The organism is Deltaproteobacteria bacterium (assembly GCA_013151235.1).
GTDB lineage: Bacteria > CG2-30-53-67 > CG2-30-53-67 > CG2-30-53-67 > CG2-30-53-67 > JAADIO01.
Genome location: JAADIO010000019.1, coordinates 1 through 16,940 on the forward strand (window position 1 = coordinate 1; position 16,940 = coordinate 16,940).

Below are 16,940 nucleotides of genomic sequence, written 5' to 3' on the forward strand. Positions count from 1 at the left end.
TCACACGAGCCCGATATGCGCCTCCGCCGCCACACCATGGGTTTTGTGGGTCGTCGTAAATGAAATGCAGGATCTTCATTATTCCAGTGCACCCAGGATGAAGTCGAGTTTCCGCTTGAAGGAGGAGAAAGAATAGCGTGCCCGGAACTCTTTTTGCAGTTCTCCGACCTTTTGGAGAGCCGCTTGATATTGGTTGAGCACGCTCTCGATATTCTCCCTGGCGTCCTTTATATTCTTAAACAGCCATTCGTCCGGCAGGAATCCGGAAATCCCGACGGTGTTCCTGCCGATGACCGGGATGCCGCTGCTGATTGCCTCTAACAGGACAAGCGGGAATCCCTCAAAGTGCGACGGCAGCAAGAGCAGGTCGACCTCCGGGTAGAAATCGGAGTTTCTCACCCAGCCCCGGAATGTCACCTTGTTCCCCATGTCGTATTTCGTTGCCATGTTTTCCAGAAGGATCCGGTCTTCTCCTTCCCCTCCGATCAGAAGTTCCAGATCCTTGAAGTTTCCGTTTTCTGTAAGGTCCCGGAATATTCTGATCCCGTCGTCGAATCCTTTGTGGCGCACAAGCCTGCCGAGCATGCCGATACGCTGCTGCCTGCCGGCATGATGTCCGGTCCTGCCTTCTGCATTGAAGAAATTATTCAGGATAAATACCCTTTTGCCGGGGACGATCTTTTCAAGGTTTTCCCGGTTCAGGTCGGTTATTGTGATAAAGGCATCAGGAAGCCTGTAAACCAGCCTGGCGATCCTGTCTTTCAGGTTGCAGAAGCGTTCTCCGAATACACAAAAGCTGTAAACCGTTGGTATATAGGATACAGTCTTTACGCCGAGTCTTTTGAAGATCAGCAGGCCTTTCATGTTCAGCAGGATATGACCTTGCGGCACAATTGCAAATGCCGGATCGGATTTCCTGACCGTTTCTTTGAGTTTTGGGTAAGACGATATTTTTTCGGCTTCGACGCCGCGCGGGATGTGTTTTGCAAGTTTATCGTTTCGGTACAGAACCGTCGGATGATGGCCCAGTTCCACGGCTGTCTCGGCTATCTTCATGGTCATCAGTTCATGTCCGCCGATCAGGCCGGCCGGGCAGTAGATAATGAAACGGGCCATGGATAAGCCTTTCGCGTATCCTGGAGTTATCCATTTATAATGGCTATATGCATTGGTGATAGATCCGGCCTGATTTCCGTAATCTTCTGGCCGGTATTTAGTGGTGTCTCTATGCCGGTCGTTGTACGAGTTTGTCCCGGACCCGTTTCCAAACCCTGTATAAGGGGGGTGTGTAGAGTCTGAGAAACAAGGCGGCCCTGCGCGGTGCGGGGATGACATAAAGCATGGGATGAACGGCAATGCTTTTCAGGAAATACCTCTTTGCCCTTGCAGTCTTTCCCAGGCTTGCGCTTACAACCGCCGCGCGGCAGTATGCATCAGAGACACCCTTCCGAATCTCTTTTTGATATTCCTTCCCCTCGAGATGTTGTTTGAAAAAATCGTATATTTCCAGGTTCATCTGAAGCTGCGCTGACAACGATTGAGACCAGTAGCCTCCTGCATGGTTTCTGTATACCGCCATAACTTTATTTATCAGCCTGATGCTGCCGCGCCGGGCACAGTGGATGAAAAGCGGCCAGTCGCCTACGGGAATCTTGTAGAACCAGTCCGGAAGTTCTCCAATGGCATCTTTCCGGACCATGGCGGATACCGTTGGGATGAAGTTCAGCCGCAGAAGATCGGTAAGCCCGTAGGATTTCTTGACATGTGCGGGGTGAACAGCCGTGATGCGGTCGGTTGCCTCATTGAGTTCCTGTACGCGGTGAAAACAGACCGTATATCCGGGATGGGTATCCATGAAATCGGCCTGCTCCTGCAACTTGTTCGGATCCGTCCAGTAGTCATCACCGTCCAGCAAAGCGATGTATTTCCCCGTTGCAGCTTTCAGGTTTTCCGTAAAGTTGAAACGACCGGTCGCCCGTCCGTTGATGTATATCACATCTTTCCGTGAGCGGAGGAAAAGGCGGATACGGTCAGGGTATCTCCCTGCGTAGTCGATGCAGATCTCCCGTGTTCCATCGCTACTTTCATCCTCGCCGACAATAATCTCATAATCGAAGTCTGTTTCCTGCATCAGGACGCTCTCCAGCGCCTTCTTGATGTAAGAAGCATGATTATAGGTCTGCAGACAGACGCTGACCTTGATCACCTTCAGTCCTCCCCCAGCCTTGACAGGATTTCTTTATGGCCGGCAATAATGAAACGGATCAGGGTGCAGATCTTTTCGATGGCTGCTTCTCCGATTGCCGTTCCGGTCGGCAGGACCACGACCTTCCGGACGAGTTTCTCCGTTTCGGGAAGGAGGAGATATGCATTCGGGTAATAGGAATGATAAGGCTCCATGCGGTGACACCCCGGATAGAAGTAACGGCGGGCCCGGACATTTTCGGCATGCAGTATCCTTATCAGGAGATCCCGGTTGAGGCCCGCAACCTCTTCGTCAAGCTCGATGACAACGTACTGGTAATTGTTTGCCTCATTGGTGTTGTATTCAAGGAGGCTGATCCCTGGGATTCCCGAAAGATTTTTCTTGTATGTGTGATAATTGCGTTGGTTGACTTCGATGAACTTGTCCATGCTTTCCAGTGATGTCAGGCCCATGGCGGCTGAGACTTCATTCATCTTCCCGTTTGCGCCGATGTAAATGACATTGTCCAGCCCTGCAAATCCGAAGTTCTTCATCAGACGTATCTTGCCGGCCAGTTCGTCATTGTTTGTGGTGACGAGCCCCCCCTCAAAGGTGTTTATGAATTTGGTTGCATGAAAGCTGAAGACCTCGGCATCGCCGAAATTTCCGATCATGCGCCCGTTGTAAGTGCATCCGAAAGCATGGGCCGCGTCGAAAAGCAGCCGCAGGTTGTTGTGTCGGGCGATCTCTTCCAGTGCCCCTATGTTGCAGGCCCGGCCCCAAAGGTGTACACCTATGATCCCCGTGGTTCTCGGCGTGATCAACCGTTCGACCCGGTCCGGATCAATGGTATGCGTCCGCGGGTCGATATCGCAAAAAACAGGGGTGATCTCCTGCCATTGCAGTGCGTGGGCTGTTGCAACGAAAGTGAAGGAGGGGACGATCACTTCACCCGTCATGCCGGCCGCCCGGGTTGCAATCTCAAGCCCGAGGGTTGCATTGTCCATGGTAATGCAGTGCCTGACCCCCAGCAGATCGCTCAGTCTCCGTTCGAACTCACGTACCATCGGACCATTGTTGGTCAGCCATCGGCGATCCAGGATGTCCTCAATCCGCTCGATCAGTTTTCTCCGGTCTCCGATATTCGGACGGCCGACATGGAGAGTTTCGCCGAAGGCGGGCTTTCCGCCGAAAATCGCAAGATCGGACAATGATAGATGATCCGTATGTTTACTCATCCTTGGATCTTTCTTGATCGCATAATAAATATAGGACGATTCAGGAATTCTCCCAGTGAATCGTCTCGTTCTATATTGGCAGAGTTTGCGTCTTTATATACGATTCCATTGGGTCTTCTTTCGGCAATGCCTATGTTTTGTATTGACCAATCGTCACGAATACCCGATTCCAAGAACCGGATCAACTCTTTTTTCGTTCCGTGCTGAAACAACGGCTTTTCGATATTGCCTTGCCAGTTGAAGCCCAGTTGAAAAACGAGCTGTTTTACATGTTTTGCAAGACGTTTTAAAGATAATAATATATTTGCTTTCGCCGAATCCACGTCACGGATATTTCTGCCGTAGTCATCTCCGACATGATGCAGAACATTCAACAGGAAACAAATATCCGAATCAACCCAATCCAGGTCATTTCCAAAATCAAAATATTGGGAATAGACCCTGATTTGATCCTGCCATTTCAGAACCCGTGCGGCCTCTTCCACGAACGCACTATGGGCAGGATTCCCTTCTATGAAGATAGCGAAATCCGCTCCATGGTCAATCATCTCGAAGGTAAAGAAACCGGTATTCCCTCCGATATCCGTGAACTGGGCGCCACGGCATTCTATATGGCGAAGAATATAATCTAATCGCTCCTGCTCAAAACGAGATCGGATGTTCAACGTTGCAACGGGCAGGAGATTAGATAAAACCTTCGCAGGTATCTGGTATTGACTGTGCTTGCCGGTTTCGTTGTACAAAGTCAGCAATCTGTCATATTTCACTGAATGCTCCCATGTTTGTCTCTTTCAGGAAGAGGTCGAATGTGCCCTGCTGCAGGAAAATGTCGCAAGTCCTTATTGCCGGGAACTCCTCCAGAAATTGATCTGCTGAATAATTGTGAAATGTAATGGGCTGTCCCGAACGACTGATGCCTCCTGACCAGAAATAATAGTCCGACCGACCTGACGAATTTTCATCCGGGGAGACTACGAAACCATGGTCCTGCAGAAATTTCCCGAACAAGTCTATCCCGTTGTCGACGATGAATTGCATCGGCCCCCAGAGGCGGGGGTTGGCTTCTATCATTACAGCGTGTCTACCTGCCTTATCAACTCTCAACTCGATCATGATCAATCCGGCAAAGCCGATTTTATGCAGCATTTCCACATATCGCTCCGCCAGGGGGGTTTGATGAAAACCGGAACGTCTGGCGAGCAGGATGGATTTTCCGTTTGCCTGTTGCATCAGGTTCTCCTGAGCGAACAATATATCATTCCCAGTCTTTCTGATGTATCCAAGCAGGTATATGTTCCTTCCTGCAACATACTCCTGAAAAAAAAATTCATGGGTGTCTTCAGAACTCAGGAACTTCTCCAGACCGAAGCGATTGAGAATAATGTACGGATAGAGCGCCCTTCCTGTCGAAGAAAAATAGGTCATTGGTTTCGCAACAAAAGGGAAACCGGAAGGGATATCGATAAATTCTTCAGGGACATCTAAATTGAAGGATCTGCAGATAGATGCAAAACTCTTTTTGTCCGAAATTTCGGCATAAATTCCTTTCTCAACTAATGGAACAATACAGTTTGCCGCCTCGATTTCTTCGCGGTGTTCCAGAAGAAACCGATTGAGGTACTCCGTTGTAGGGAGTATTAGAACTCGATCGTAACCGTATTTATGGACGACATGATTCACCCATGACATGAAAACATCCGGATCCAGGTCCTCCGATTTTCTTTTAAAAAGAACTTTTTCTTTATACGCAGTCAGAAAGATCGGATCTTTGGGGCCGTTGGCGATAACATGGAAATCTATGTCATGCATAGCGGCCCAGCGGCAAAAAGCGATCACCGCCCGGACATTATACCCCGATAACAGCAAAACGGCTTGATTCCAGCTCATACAATCTTCGCGAAAAAGAGATTCCGCACCTCCTCAAACATCGCCAGCCTGCAAATCCTGCACACAACTACGTACAGAATTCCGCCTACAACGACTTGTGACATGAGCATTATCGCATCGTTCATGAACGGCAACCGGTGCAGCATGTAGACCGCACCCCCCATCATGCCCGCGACCCCCATGTAGGGAAGAAGATCGGTTACTTGGGCTTTGAACGGATATGCAATCAGATCACCGTTCTTGTAGCTGTTCAGATAATAGGAAGTGATTGCCGTTACGATCTGGCCTGCAATTATTGCCTTGATCCCCCAGCGCCAGGTGATCCCGATGTTCAGGGCCACCATGGATTTCTTTATGATTTCAAGACGGAACATGAGGTCGGAACGTCCGTTGGCCAGCAGGACATTCAGGTTGACCATGCTGAGCGGATAAAAGAGTCCGACGATCGCCAGCATCTGCAGGAAGGGTACCGCTGGTTCCCATCGTTTTCCCAGTAATACGAGGACCAACGGCCGGGCGGTAACAATAAGACCGATCATCATCGGGAAATTAACCAGGGCGATAGTTTTGAGCGCCTTTCGTACTGCATTCTTCATCCGCTCCGGTTCTCCCTGCATCCTGGAGAAAACCGGGAAAGCCACTCTTCCGACGACCCCGCCCATGGTCTGCGAGGGGATCTGCTGAATGGAACGTGCCCGTGTATAGTAGCCCAGCTCCGATGGTGCAAACAGTTTTCCTATGGCCACGTTGTATGCGTTGCGGAAAAGGGCATCCAGAACACCGGAACCCAGCAGCCTGGAACTGAATCCAAAGAGTTCACGGAGGGCCGATAAACTGAAGTTCCGGCCGGGACGCCATCTGCTGAAGAACCACAAGGTAAGCGAATCGAGAAGTGTTCCGCTCAGTGTTTGGCCGACAAGGCTCCAGACGCCGAAATGCATGAAGGCCATACCGATCCCTATGACCCCCGAACCGGTTACGGCAATCAGTCTTACCTTTGCCTGGGTCTTGAAATCCAGCTCTTTGGTCATCAGTGTTGTCTGGATGACCCCCAGCGCGGCAAAGATGAAGTTGAAGGCCAACACGCGGGTCAGGGATACAAGGGCCGGCTGTTTGTAAAAGCGTGCAATCCATGGAGCGGCTTCCCACAAGGCCGTTGCTGTCAGAAGGCTTAACAGGAGATTGGCATAAAAGACGGATGTGTAATGTGTTTCCGTCGCGTCCTGCTTCTGGATCAGGGCCGAGCCGAAACCGCTGTCCAGGAAGATATGCCCCAGTGCGATAAAGACCGTCAACATCCCGATCAGTCCGAACTCGGCGGGCATAAGCAACCTTGCGAGTATGACCAGGACGATGAACTGGACGATCCTGGGACCAACCTGCTCAACCGCACTCCAGAAAACGCTTTTGATGGCTTTGTCCTTCAGACTCATATCTGATTCTAAACCGATTCCCCTTGGCCGACCGGTTTGCTCTCGTTTGGTATCACTGAATGCAACTTTATGGGCAGGGAATGAAAAACCGTGGTCGGAATATCTTTGTTCTCTCCCTTGTTATGGAGAGCCCGGCGCTTTCGGTTTAACCATGTTTAGCAAACGTTACGGATAATCTTTACGGTTTCTTCGGCATAATTTATATCCACGCCGGGCGCATCAAGGGTGGGACTGCTTGGGAGATATCGGAAATACATATTTTAGCCCTTATGTGCCTTTATATTTACGATGGCGCATCTTGCCGGGAATTGCAAGATATTTTTTTGGGAAAGCCGGACTCTTGTCAGGTGTGCAAACACAGCAAAGGAACAAAAAACATGGTGCATGAAAGCGGTTTTTGCGAGTTTTCCGGGGTATGAGGACTATAAGTGTGTTCTGGCTTGGGATGATCTACTCCGCCGGGCATGGCGATGGACCCCAATCATCCCGATCAGGCCGATACCGAAGAGGAAGAGACTGGCCGGTTCCGGTACGACGCTCAGCCGCTGCACATCCTCGGCGGGAAGCACGTGGTCATAGATCTTCAGGTCATCGAGAGCGCCCGAAAAAAAGAGACCATCATCTTCATCCGTCAGATGGGTCATCCCGATGACCATTGGAAATCCGGTTGTACTATAAAGAAGAGGACCATCGTTTTCCCCAACAAGGAAGCCATCTATATAAAGTTTATGCCCTGAAGAAGAAAACGTGGTAGTCATTTGATGCCATTTGCCATCATTCAAATGAGCCGGAGAGTCTATAATAGACATATCCGGTCCGGGTTGAGGACTTGCATCAACGCGTACACGAATCCTCCCGTCCCATAGTATTTTGACGGTAAAACCATGATTGCTGTAATAGTTTTCACCGGGATCGGAGCTGAAGATCGTACCGACGGAGCTCTGGGTGGTCTTGAACCACGTGGCGAAGGTAAAGACCGACGGTTGCAGGACATCGTCGAAATGGACATGGTCATCGACACCATCGAAGGAGAGGGCGCTCTCCGGATTCCCGAACCGGTCGGAGGTAAATATCCCCCCCATCACCGTTCCGTTATAACCGTTTCCCTCGGCATCAAGGGCGTTCCCGTCGAAGGGGAACCAGGCTACCGGATCGTCGATCGGTGCGGCGCCGGCGGGTTGCCAGGCGAAGAGAATGCAGGGCATCAGGAGAAGGACAGAGAGGATCTTTTTCATCATCGGCTCCTTTCATAAAAAGAACGGTTGAGAAGAGAAAGGGGCGCCCCATCCCGAAGGCCAGGAATGCGGATCCCTTCTGACCGGAGGAGAAGGCACAATACATGCCAATCAATCCGATAACGGGATAAGGCCGGGAAACCTTCAGAAACAAAAGGAAAATCCGGGAGGGGTACAGACGATAGGGTGGGACGGAAGATCAGAACAGAATCAAGAATCTGACAACCGTCAGGTTTCCGACGAAGGGCCGGGAAACAGGCAAGATGAAGAGCTCCTCTCCTGAAGAGTGCCGGGATGCTTGTTCCCATGGCGGTGTTGCTTTGCCCTGAATGATTCCTGTGAAGGGCTGAATTAGGGTTCTCTATGTGTGTCCGGCACACCTCCCCCCATCCTTTGCCCCACGATACTATAAGGATCCTTTACTGCCAACGTTAAAAAGCTGTCCCGGGACTGTCTGTACAGGAGAAATAAAGATTGCTTCCGCCGGGGAAATTGAATAATCTGGAAGATAAAGTCAAAACCGAAAAGCATCAACCGTGGGGCAACACAGGGTGCCACGGGGAAAAGGCAAGACAGGGATCAAGTCAAAACCGGAAAGCGGCCTCTCGCCAGTACGCGAAGAAGACAAAAGAGTTTGACCACAGGAGACTATTGATGTCCGGTACGGAAAAAAAGGCCCTTGCCGCCGTTCTGATTTTTGGGGCGGTCTTCGCTGTCTATGCCCCGGCGCTTTCAAACGGCTTTCTCGCGATCTGGGACGACCCGGCCTATATCACGGCCAACCCGGATATCGCGGGGATAACCCTTGCTCACCTGAAGGCGGTCTTTTCGCACATCTATGTGGAAAATTATGCTCCGATTCATCTTCTGTCCTACATGATGGACTACGCCCTATACGGTCTTTCCGCCGCCGGATTTCACCTGACGAACAACTTGGTCCACGGCTTCAACGGGGCGCTGGTCTTCCTGCTGATCTACAGGGTTTCGAAGGATCTCTCACTCTCCATACTCTCTGCTCTCCTTTTTGCCCTCCATCCGGTGCAGGTCGAATCGGTGGTCTGGCTGAGCGAGCGGAAGACAATCCTGGCCGCCGCCTTCGGGCTTGGTTCCTTCCTGGTCTTTCTCCGGTTCCTTGACCGGCGGGGGCGCGGCCTCTATGTTTCCGCTCTCCTTCTTTTTGCAGCGGCGCTTTTGAGTAAGGCCTCTGTGGTAATCCTTCCCCTTTTGTTTCTGGTCTATTTGCTCTTGTTCCCTCATGAGAAGCGTCACCTGTGGTTCCCGGTGATCCCTTTTTTTCTCCTTGCGGCGGCGGGGGCGGTGCTGACGGTTATGACCCAGCGCCGTGTTATTGTCCCCTATTATGGCGGTTCCCCCTATGCCACGGCCCTGACGATGCTTCCGGTTTTGGCCGAGTACCTCAGGATCTTCCTCTTTCCCTTCAATCTCTCTCCTTCCTATCAGCCGGTGATCTACCGGACTTTCTTCACGCCGCAGGTGTTTCTCTCCCTCCTTTTCCTTCTGATGCTGGTTTTTCTGGTATGGCGTCTGCGTCGTGACCGGGAGGTGCTGTTCTGGGCCGCCTGGGTCTTCATCCCGCTCCTTCCGGTTTTGCAGATCATCCCCTTTGTGACGATTATGAACGACCGTTATCTCTATCTCTCTCTCATCGGCATGGCCCCCCTCATGGTGAAGACGATTCGCCGTGCCGCCGGACGGAACGGGGCGGTCATGGTTACGGCGCTGATCCTTGCCCTGATTCTGCCGCAGACGATCTCCCGTGCCCGACTCTGGCGGCCGGGGCCCGACCTGTGGCTCGATGCGATCCGGCATTACCCGGAAAACGAGACCCTGTACCTCCAGCTTGCAACGGTCTATCAGAAGGGTGGCAGGATCCGCGCGGCCGAGACCGCCTTCCGGAAGGCGGCAGCGATCGATTCGGGGGACCTGACTCTTCACAAGAAGTACGGGGCGCTTTTGATGCAGGCCGGTCGGGATGAGGATGCGAAAAGGGAACTGCAGCGTGTCTATGACGCCGGCAGGCGGGATGTGGAACTTCTCTCCAATCTTGCCTATGCCTGCCTTGACACGGGTGACCCCGTTTCGGCGCTTCAGCACTTCCGGGAGGCGCTGTCCATGAATGACCGGGATGCCAATTCAATCTACGGCATGGCGATGGTGCATGAGCGTATGGGGAAGTGGGACCGGGCGGCCGACTTCTGGCGTCGGTTTCTCGAAGTTACCCCTCCGAACAACGCCTGGCGGGGAAAGGTTGAGCAGAGCCTGCGACGTGATGAGGCGAAGGCGGGTGGGGAGTGAAGCATGAAGATAGATACCATATTTGTCGGAAGGGGCGGGGAAAGGTCCAACAGCTCATTGTCACGGCCATCGTCCGGGAACTTGCGGCATAAATCAGCTTTTACGAGACCATCAATAATGAACCTTCCTGTTTGCGCAGGAAGAAAAGGACGATATTGTCTTGACAAAAATCACAAATAAGTATATACAACGAGTATACGATAAGTGGCAAAACAGGTGTGAAAGATGATTCTGTGGGATGATGCGAAAAATCTGAAGCTTCAATTAGAACGGAAAATTTCTTTTGAGGAGATTACCGCAATTATTTTGAGGAAAGAATATGTTGATATCCTGGAAAACCCATCTTATCCCGAACAGGCAATATTCGTTATCCGGTTTAATGAGTATATATGGGCTGTCCCGTTTCTGGTTGATCAGGAGGGTGATATTATCTTAAAAACTGCATATCCGAGTCGGAAACTGCAAAAAAGATATGGAGCAAGCCATGAATAGAAAAAAAGTCAGACTGGATGAATATGAACGGAAGGTTGAAGACGAGATTTTGCACTATCGGCCTGTTTCTCAGGCGAAAAGAGCAGAAATAGAAAGGTCGCTTGATCAGGCAAATGAGAAAAAGAGCATCAGCCTTCGCCTCAGGAAGTACGATTTAGAGAAACTGAAAGAAAGAGCAGAGCAAGAAGGTATTCCCTATCAGACACTACTATCTGTGATTATACATAAGTTTGTCACGGACCAACTCATAGATAGAAGAAGTCTGATCAAAGGACTGCAACTGTTAAAAAATGGGAATATCGCCTGACACATTGCTCCAGCGGGTTGCCTGTTCTCGCTCGTGAAAACCCGCCTTCCGCAAAGTTCGCCAAGCCTGGAAAGAGAAAAAAACATCAGTGCTTGTTGACGACCGCCTTGACCCGGTCGTAGGCCCTCGGGACATGACAACCCGGTGCGCAACTTCCGCCCGTGTCGGTAATCTTGAAGTTGATCGGGAGGTTCCACTTTCCGAAGGGGGTGGTCGTCCGGATATGTTTGGGCCCCTTGCTTCCGTGGGGGTCGTGGCAGAAGGTGCAGCGCCGTCCTTTCTTTTTGTGGACGTGGACGTAGTGAAGATTTTTTGTGCCGTTCCGGAACCCGGTGACGTCGCCGGCCGCGATCTTTTTCAGGAAAGGTTCTTCGTCATGACACTCGAAGCAGAGGGCATACTTTTTGACCGAGAAGGCTGTGTACCGGTCGGAGGGATAGACCCTCTTCAGCATCCGGTAGTTGTTGGATCCGTGCGGGTTATGGCAGGCGGCACAGTCCCCGTCGAGGAGGATCGGGCCGTGATGTTGGGGGTTATCTTGCAGGAATTTTTCCATGTTCAAGACAAATGAGCCCGACTTCGTGGGACGTTCCACGTTATGGCAAGTCAGACAGAGGTCCATGATCGGTTCTTTCCGGAGTAGATGCTCATGATCGGAGGCGTGAGGGTTGTGACAGTTTGCACAGCTATCCTTCATCTGGATGGCGCCGTGCTTTACTTTTGCATTCTCCACATGGTCTTCCATCTCGGAATGGCACATGAAACAGAGATCCGGGAGCGGCTGCAACAGATTCATCTTGTTCTGCGTGCCGTGGGGGTCGTGGCATCCGGTGCAACCACCCGCTGCGACCGCTCCGTGAACATGCTCCTTCTTTTTGACGGCATCTTCCTTTTCCGTATGGCACCCGAAGCAGAGTTCATTTCCTTCCGCAACGGTCGTAAAGGTGTCTCCGTTCAGTTCATGGCAGGCCGTGCACTCTCCATCGAGAAAGGGCGGATGTCCCTTTCCCAACTCTGAGAGCTGTCCCAACTCTTTGTGACACGTAAAGCAAGCCTTGGCTTCGGCATCTTCCATCCCGGCATGTCGGCTTTCCGCCCGGACCGACCGGGGTAAAAAAAAGAGAAGCAAAATGAGGGCCATGAAAAGGCGGGAGTAAACCCCGCGAGGATGAAGAAGGGCCTCAGGTATTTTCAGATAAGAGTTCTTGGACGACACTTCGGACCTCATTGACCATAAAAGGTTTGTTGATGAAGGATAAGACACCGGCCGATCGGGCTTCTTCCTTGTCTAACACGGAGCCATAAGCCGTCATCATGACGATCTTGGCATCCGGCTGGATCTCCCGCGCCCGGCGGGCGACTTCAATCCCGTTGAATCCCGGCATCACCAGATCAGTGATGATCAAGTCGAAATGCTCCTGTTCGATCTTTTCCATGGCCTCCGCTCCATTGGCGGCGGAGACCACCTTGCATTCTTTCTGCCCCATCGATTTCTGGATCGACCAGCGCACCAGTTTTTCGTCGTCGACCACCAGAATCTTTCTGTCCATATGGATTGGCCTTTTCCCGGATTCAGTATCAGCAGGTGTCGGGTTTTCGAACTCGTTTTGTCATGAAACTCATAATCCTGAAATTTTAAATTCTGCAATTTAAGTGCCATTCGAGGGAATGTATTGTGCTCGGACGGGCCGGACCTAAGGATAAGGCGCGTATGTAATAAAAATAATAGATGATTTTTATAGGCTATTGCAAGAATAATCTTGAGGACCCGGTAAACTTTTTTCCGGAAATCAGGGAGAAATAATGTGGAGCCGGAGGATGATCCGGATTTTATGACCTTCCGGATCGGGTGATATCACGCAGTAGATGTGTGATCTCCCGATTGTCGAGGCATAAAAGTTCAGAGAATTTACCGCAAAGACGCGGAGGGCGCAGAGAAGGACAAGAGCAGAAGGGGCAAAAGCACACAGGCACAAAGTAAAATCAAAGACGAAAGGCGTCCACTGCAAAGACACCTGTCCGACGGCGGGGGGGAGGGAGGAAAAATGAAAAGAGTACAGGCAATTCGGGAAACATGGGGCGGTTGAATTCAGTCGAGGGGTGAGGCATGTTTCAGTTCCACGCACACGGCGTAGGTTCCGTCACTTTCTCACGGGGTTTCTCCGAAACGTTCTTCGATCTTGACTTCAAAACCTTCCCGTTTGCAGGCAGGGCAGAGACCATCTCCCGCCAGGTAGGACATTTTCAGTGCTTCCGCATCTTCCGGTGTGGTTCGGCGAATGATCGGTTTGTATTTCAAACATTTCATAATTGTTCCCCCCTGAATATCTTCAGCTTAGATCGTTTCCCGTAAAACGGACTAATTGTACGGATTGCCGGCAAGTCTTGTCAAGAAAAATCAGATCTTGATTTTTTTTGTCGCGGAAGGGTAGGATACAAAAAACTGGAAATTAGGAATTAGAAATTGGGAACTGCAATTCTAAAAGCATCTCTCGCAAAGATCGCCAAGGGCGCAGAGGAGATCCCGGAAGCGGTCATTGGCTCTGCATTTTCTGTATGGGGCGTTGCAGTTCTTGGTGTTCTTCGCGACTTGGTGAGAGAAAAGGCCGCCCCGGGTAAACGGGAACTGATTCCGTTCGCCCTGAGCGGGTCGAAGGGTGAACCGTTCTTGGTTCAACACCACGAACGGGATGATTGACAGGTTGGGAGACCGTATATTGCAAGCGGAAAAGGCCGGGAAAGTGGCACTCCTCTGGGACGAGTCGTTCCTCTGGGGGATCATGGCGACCCGGGCGCTGAGAAAGATCGGGGTTCCCTTCGATATAGTAACGGCACGGGAGATTGTAGGGGGGAGGCTCGATCGTTATGGTGTTCTCTTCGTTCCCGGCGGATGGGCCGGGGACAAGAGCCGTGCCCTGGGTGCGGAGGGGCGGGAGAAGGTCGACCGGTTCGTTCGCAGGGGTGGACGTTTCATCGGTTTCTGCGGGGGGGCGGGTCTTGCCCTTGATGTGGAGGAGGGACTCGCCCTGGTGCCGGTCCGCCGAATGCCGACGGCGGAGCGGATCCCGAATTTCAGCGGGAAGATCCGGGTCCGGCCGTCCGATGCCCAACACCCCCTCTGGCGGAAAATGTCGGCCCCCTATTCCTTTTATGTCTGGTGGCCGGGACAGTTCCTCCTTGATCCGGAGGGGGAGGACCGGGTCCGGGTCGTGGCGGGATACGGGGAACCGGAGGACGATTTCTACGTGGCCGATCTAAAGGCGGCTGACCTGGCCGCAGCCTCTGAAAGCTGGGAGAGTTGGGAGACCTTCTACGGCATCCGGATGAACCCGGCCCGGCTGATGGGGGAGCCGGCCATGCTGGAGGGAGAATACGGCCGGGGGAAGGTCTTTCTCTCTTACCTGCATCTCGATACCCCCGACGATCCGGCGGGGTTGCAGGCCTTCTGCAACCTGTTGACCCGGTGGGCCGTGCCGGGGAAGGATCTTCCGGGCCCGCAGGATGAAGATCCGCAGGACGTACGCTGGGTCCGGGTCCATCAGGAGGCGCTTCAACTCTTCGATTTGCTGGAACGGAGCGGGGAGGAGCTCTTTGAAATGGGCCGCCGGAATTATCTCTGGTTCCGGCGTAAACCTTACATGCTCCAGTGGCGCCGGGGGGTTCGGGGGATGGAGTACGGTATTGTAATGATGATGGTCCGGGAGCTGCGGCAGCGGTTTTACCGTCTTCGGGGTTCCGGCAGGATGTTGAAGGTGCCGGATGGTATGGAGGTCGAGACGGAGTTCGACCGGCTCCGTCCGCTCGCTGCGGCCTTTTTCCGGCAGGCGGAGCGCCTTCTTCTGCTGGAGCGTTTTGCGATCAGCAAAGGGGCGAAGCTCCACCATCTCCGGACGGATGACCCTGGGATCGGCCGGTTACGGGAAGTCCTTTTCTCCGGGAACAGGCGCTTCGGCGGTCTCTTCAAGGAGTTGATCGATTCTCTTGACGGGTTGCTCCTTGCGGCGATGCGATCGGAGGGATGAAGATGGAAAAACAAGATCAGGGGAGTCCCGCTGGAAGCGGGACCGAATGGCGGGGCGTCTTTTCTTTTGGTTCGTTTTCTTTGGACGAGCAAAGAAAATGAACGAAAACAATGAGTTAAGTAACTTTGGAAGGATGGAAGGTTATCCTAAGAGCAATTCACGGCTGGGGGTGTGTGGAGAAAAAGCTAAGGCAGAAAAGAAAGAATGCTTGACAACAATAAACCAGCACACTGAGAACACGGAGAAAAGCAGGGCATGGCAAAGTCAAAAGCAATCAACCACGGGGAACACGGGGGGACACGGGGAAAGGCAAAACCGTTTTTTCGCCAAGCACGCAAGGACCGCAAAGAAAGGCAACAGTCCAAATGAAAAATCAAGAACACCGACCCCGCATCCTGATCTCGGCTCCCCACCGGAGTTCGGGGAAGTCCACGATCTCCATCGGGCTTTCCGCCGCCTTCCGGGAACGGGGGGTGTCGGTGCAGCCCTTCAAGAAGGGGCCGGACTATATCGATCCCATGTGGCTGACGAGGGCTGCCGGACGGGAGTGCCGGAACCTCGACTTTTTCATGATGGGGGAAGAGTCGATCCGGCGGACCTTTGCAGCGGCCGGCCGGGATGCCGGCCTCTCTCTCATCGAGGGGAATATGGGGTTTTTCGACGGTCTGGACCTGGAGGGAACCGACAGTACGGCGGCTCTTGCCCGTCTCCTGCGGGTTCCGGCGATCCTGGTGGTCAACACCCGGCGGATGACCCGGGGGATTGCGCCCCTCGTCCTGGGGCACCAGCAGTTTGAGCCGGGGACCCCTGTGGCCGGGGTGATTCTCAACCGGATCCGGGGCGCCCGCCATGAGAAGAAGTTGCGGGAGGCCCTCGTCCGTTACAGCGGTATCGAGGTGGTGGGAGCGATTCCCGATGATCAGGGGCTTTTGATCGAGGAGCGTCATCTGGGCCTCACTCCAGTGAAGGAGAATCTTTCTCTGCCGCCGGTGGTGGAGAAACTTTCCGGGGCCGTGTCCGCCCATGTTGATCTTGACCGTGTCCTGGAGATCGCCCGGTCCGCTCCGGAGATTGCAGGGGAAAAGGAGGAACCGGATTTTTTCCCCGAGCCGGATGTGCGGATCGGGGTTGCCATGGACCCGGCCTTTACCTTTTATTATCCCGAGAACCTTTCCGCGCTGCGCCGGGCCGGGGCCGGTCTGGTCCCGTTCAACACGCTGAAGGATCACACACTGCCGGATGTTAATGCCCTTTATATAGGCGGCGGTTTCCCTGAGGTCTTTATGGAGGCGCTGGAGAAGAACAGCCTCCTGCGCGGGGCGATTCGGGAGGCGGTTGAAGAAGGTCTCCCGGTCTATGCCGAGTGCGGAGGCTTGATGTACCTGACCCGGTCCATCACCTACCGGGGGGAGAAAAGGGCGATGGTGGGGGTGCTTCCCTGTGATGTGGAGATGCACGAACGCCCCATGGGGCATGGCTATGTCATTCTGGAGACGACGGGGAAGGCGTCGTGGCTGACTCCCCGGAAGGCGGTCCATGCCCATGAGTTTCATCATTCGAAGGTGGTCAACCTGGGCAAGGTCGATTTTGCCTACCGGATGGTCCGAGGACGGGGGGTGGCGGGCAGACTCGACGGGATCCTCCATAAAAATGTCCTGGCTGCCTATACCCATCTCCATGCAGGAGGTGATCCACGCTGGGCGGTGGAGTTTTGCGCCTTTGTGCGGGAAACAGGGTTTGCCTTGCCGCCGGGGCACTGAATTTTCTTGCATGCTTCCGGAAAAAAGCATAATATTTCCTGAATATTCTAATATGGATGTTGTTT

At 52.8% G+C, this 16,940-nt stretch carries 16 protein-coding genes; 6 read left to right on the forward strand and 10 right to left on the reverse strand.

What is annotated here, in order from left to right; genetic code table 11:
* Nucleotides 1–78 precede the first annotated feature (78 nt).
* The 7 genes from GXP58_03370 to GXP58_03400 all read right to left on the reverse strand — a co-directional run bounded on the left by GXP58_03370 (nt 79) and on the right by GXP58_03400 (nt 7,981).
* Nucleotides 79–1,356, reverse strand: coding sequence for a glycosyltransferase family 4 protein (locus tag GXP58_03370; GenBank protein NOY52642.1), 1,278 nt, complete (start codon nt 1,354–1,356; stop codon nt 79–81).
* Complete coding sequence (locus tag GXP58_03375) at nt 1,226–2,206, reverse strand: glycosyltransferase (GenBank protein NOY52643.1); 981 nt, start codon at nt 2,204–2,206, stop codon at nt 1,226–1,228. The genes GXP58_03370 and GXP58_03375 overlap by 131 nt, the downstream gene beginning before the upstream one ends.
* A 2-nt stretch (nt 2,207–2,208) precedes the next feature.
* Entirely contained in the window at nt 2,209–3,423 is a 1,215-nt protein-coding gene (locus GXP58_03380) for an aminotransferase class I/II-fold pyridoxal phosphate-dependent enzyme (GenBank protein ID NOY52644.1), read from the reverse strand.
* On the reverse strand, nt 3,420–4,190 hold the full coding sequence (locus GXP58_03385) for a hypothetical protein (GenBank protein ID NOY52645.1): 771 nt from the start codon (nt 4,188–4,190) through the stop codon (nt 3,420–3,422). The genes GXP58_03380 and GXP58_03385 overlap by 4 nt, the downstream gene beginning before the upstream one ends.
* Nucleotides 4,180–5,259 carry a hypothetical protein gene (locus GXP58_03390; protein NOY52646.1) on the reverse strand — a complete coding sequence of 360 codons (1,080 nt, stop codon included), beginning with the start codon at nt 5,257–5,259 and terminating at the stop codon, nt 4,180–4,182. The genes GXP58_03385 and GXP58_03390 overlap by 11 nt, the downstream gene beginning before the upstream one ends.
* Nucleotides 5,260–5,306: 47 nt before the next feature.
* Nucleotides 5,307–6,743 (reverse strand): lipopolysaccharide biosynthesis protein, encoded by a 1,437-nt coding sequence (locus tag GXP58_03395; protein NOY52647.1) that lies wholly within the window; start codon nt 6,741–6,743, stop codon nt 5,307–5,309.
* 422 nt (nt 6,744–7,165) lie between these two features.
* Nucleotides 7,166–7,981 carry a PEP-CTERM sorting domain-containing protein gene (locus GXP58_03400; GenBank protein NOY52648.1) on the reverse strand — a complete coding sequence of 272 codons (816 nt, stop codon included), beginning with the start codon at nt 7,979–7,981 and terminating at the stop codon, nt 7,166–7,168.
* A 651-nt stretch (nt 7,982–8,632) separates the two neighbouring features.
* Between GXP58_03400 and GXP58_03405 the strand changes: the two genes are divergently transcribed.
* The 3 genes from GXP58_03405 to GXP58_03415 all read left to right on the forward strand — a co-directional run bounded on the left by GXP58_03405 (nt 8,633) and on the right by GXP58_03415 (nt 11,093).
* A complete protein-coding gene (locus tag GXP58_03405) occupies nt 8,633–10,294 on the forward strand; it encodes a tetratricopeptide repeat protein (GenBank protein ID NOY52649.1) in 1,662 nt (553 codons plus the stop codon).
* Between the two features lie 225 nt (nt 10,295–10,519).
* Entirely contained in the window at nt 10,520–10,786 is a 267-nt protein-coding gene (locus tag GXP58_03410; GenBank protein ID NOY52650.1) for a toxin, read from the forward strand.
* On the forward strand, nt 10,779–11,093 hold the full coding sequence (locus GXP58_03415) for an antitoxin (protein NOY52651.1): 315 nt from the start codon (nt 10,779–10,781) through the stop codon (nt 11,091–11,093). Before GXP58_03410 ends, GXP58_03415 begins: the two co-directional genes overlap by 8 nt.
* Nucleotides 11,094–11,178: 85 nt before the next feature.
* Here the strand turns inward: GXP58_03415 and GXP58_03420 are convergent, their stop codons facing one another.
* The 3 genes from GXP58_03420 to GXP58_03430 all read right to left on the reverse strand — a co-directional run bounded on the left by GXP58_03420 (nt 11,179) and on the right by GXP58_03430 (nt 13,401).
* Nucleotides 11,179–12,309 (reverse strand): hypothetical protein, encoded by a 1,131-nt coding sequence (locus GXP58_03420; protein ID NOY52652.1) that lies wholly within the window; start codon nt 12,307–12,309, stop codon nt 11,179–11,181.
* A complete protein-coding gene (locus tag GXP58_03425) occupies nt 12,275–12,643 on the reverse strand; it encodes a response regulator (protein NOY52653.1) in 369 nt (122 codons plus the stop codon). Before GXP58_03425 ends, GXP58_03420 begins: the two co-directional genes overlap by 35 nt.
* Before the next feature lie 599 nt (nt 12,644–13,242).
* Entirely contained in the window at nt 13,243–13,401 is a 159-nt protein-coding gene (locus GXP58_03430; protein ID NOY52654.1) for a hypothetical protein, read from the reverse strand.
* Between the two features lie 156 nt (nt 13,402–13,557).
* On the opposite strand from GXP58_03430, the gene GXP58_03435 reads away from it, so the two are divergent.
* The 3 genes from GXP58_03435 (at nt 13,558) to cobB (ending at nt 16,875) form a co-directional block, all read left to right on the forward strand.
* On the forward strand, nt 13,558–13,791 hold the full coding sequence (locus GXP58_03435) for a hypothetical protein (GenBank protein NOY52655.1): 234 nt from the start codon (nt 13,558–13,560) through the stop codon (nt 13,789–13,791).
* A 19-nt stretch (nt 13,792–13,810) separates the two neighbouring features.
* On the forward strand, nt 13,811–15,115 hold the full coding sequence (locus tag GXP58_03440; GenBank protein NOY52656.1) for a hypothetical protein: 1,305 nt from the start codon (nt 13,811–13,813) through the stop codon (nt 15,113–15,115).
* A gap of 365 nt (nt 15,116–15,480) precedes the next feature.
* The gene (cobB, locus tag GXP58_03445) at nt 15,481–16,875 is read left to right on the forward strand and encodes a hydrogenobyrinic acid a,c-diamide synthase (glutamine-hydrolyzing) (GenBank protein ID NOY52657.1); all 1,395 of its coding nucleotides are present in this window, start codon (nt 15,481–15,483) and stop codon (nt 16,873–16,875) included.
* Nucleotides 16,876–16,940 lie beyond the last annotated feature (65 nt).

Coding starts and splice junctions, on each gene's coding strand:
- GXP58_03380 (NOY52644.1), bottom strand. CDS start 3,423: ATGAGTAAACATACGGATCATCTATCATTGTCCGATCTTGCGATTTTC.
- GXP58_03395 (NOY52647.1), bottom strand. CDS start 6,743: ATGAGTCTGAAGGACAAAGCCATCAAAAGCGTTTTCTGGAGTGCGGTT.
- GXP58_03400 (NOY52648.1), bottom strand. CDS start 7,981: ATGATGAAAAAGATCCTCTCTGTCCTTCTCCTGATGCCCTGCATTCTC.
- GXP58_03405 (NOY52649.1), top strand. CDS start 8,633: ATGTCCGGTACGGAAAAAAAGGCCCTTGCCGCCGTTCTGATTTTTGGG.
- GXP58_03410 (NOY52650.1), top strand. CDS start 10,520: ATGATTCTGTGGGATGATGCGAAAAATCTGAAGCTTCAATTAGAACGG.
- GXP58_03415 (NOY52651.1), top strand. CDS start 10,779: ATGAATAGAAAAAAAGTCAGACTGGATGAATATGAACGGAAGGTTGAA.
- GXP58_03425 (NOY52653.1), bottom strand. CDS start 12,643: ATGGACAGAAAGATTCTGGTGGTCGACGACGAAAAACTGGTGCGCTGG.
- GXP58_03430 (NOY52654.1), bottom strand. CDS start 13,401: ATGAAATGTTTGAAATACAAACCGATCATTCGCCGAACCACACCGGAA.
- cobB (NOY52657.1), top strand. CDS start 15,481: ATGAAAAATCAAGAACACCGACCCCGCATCCTGATCTCGGCTCCCCAC.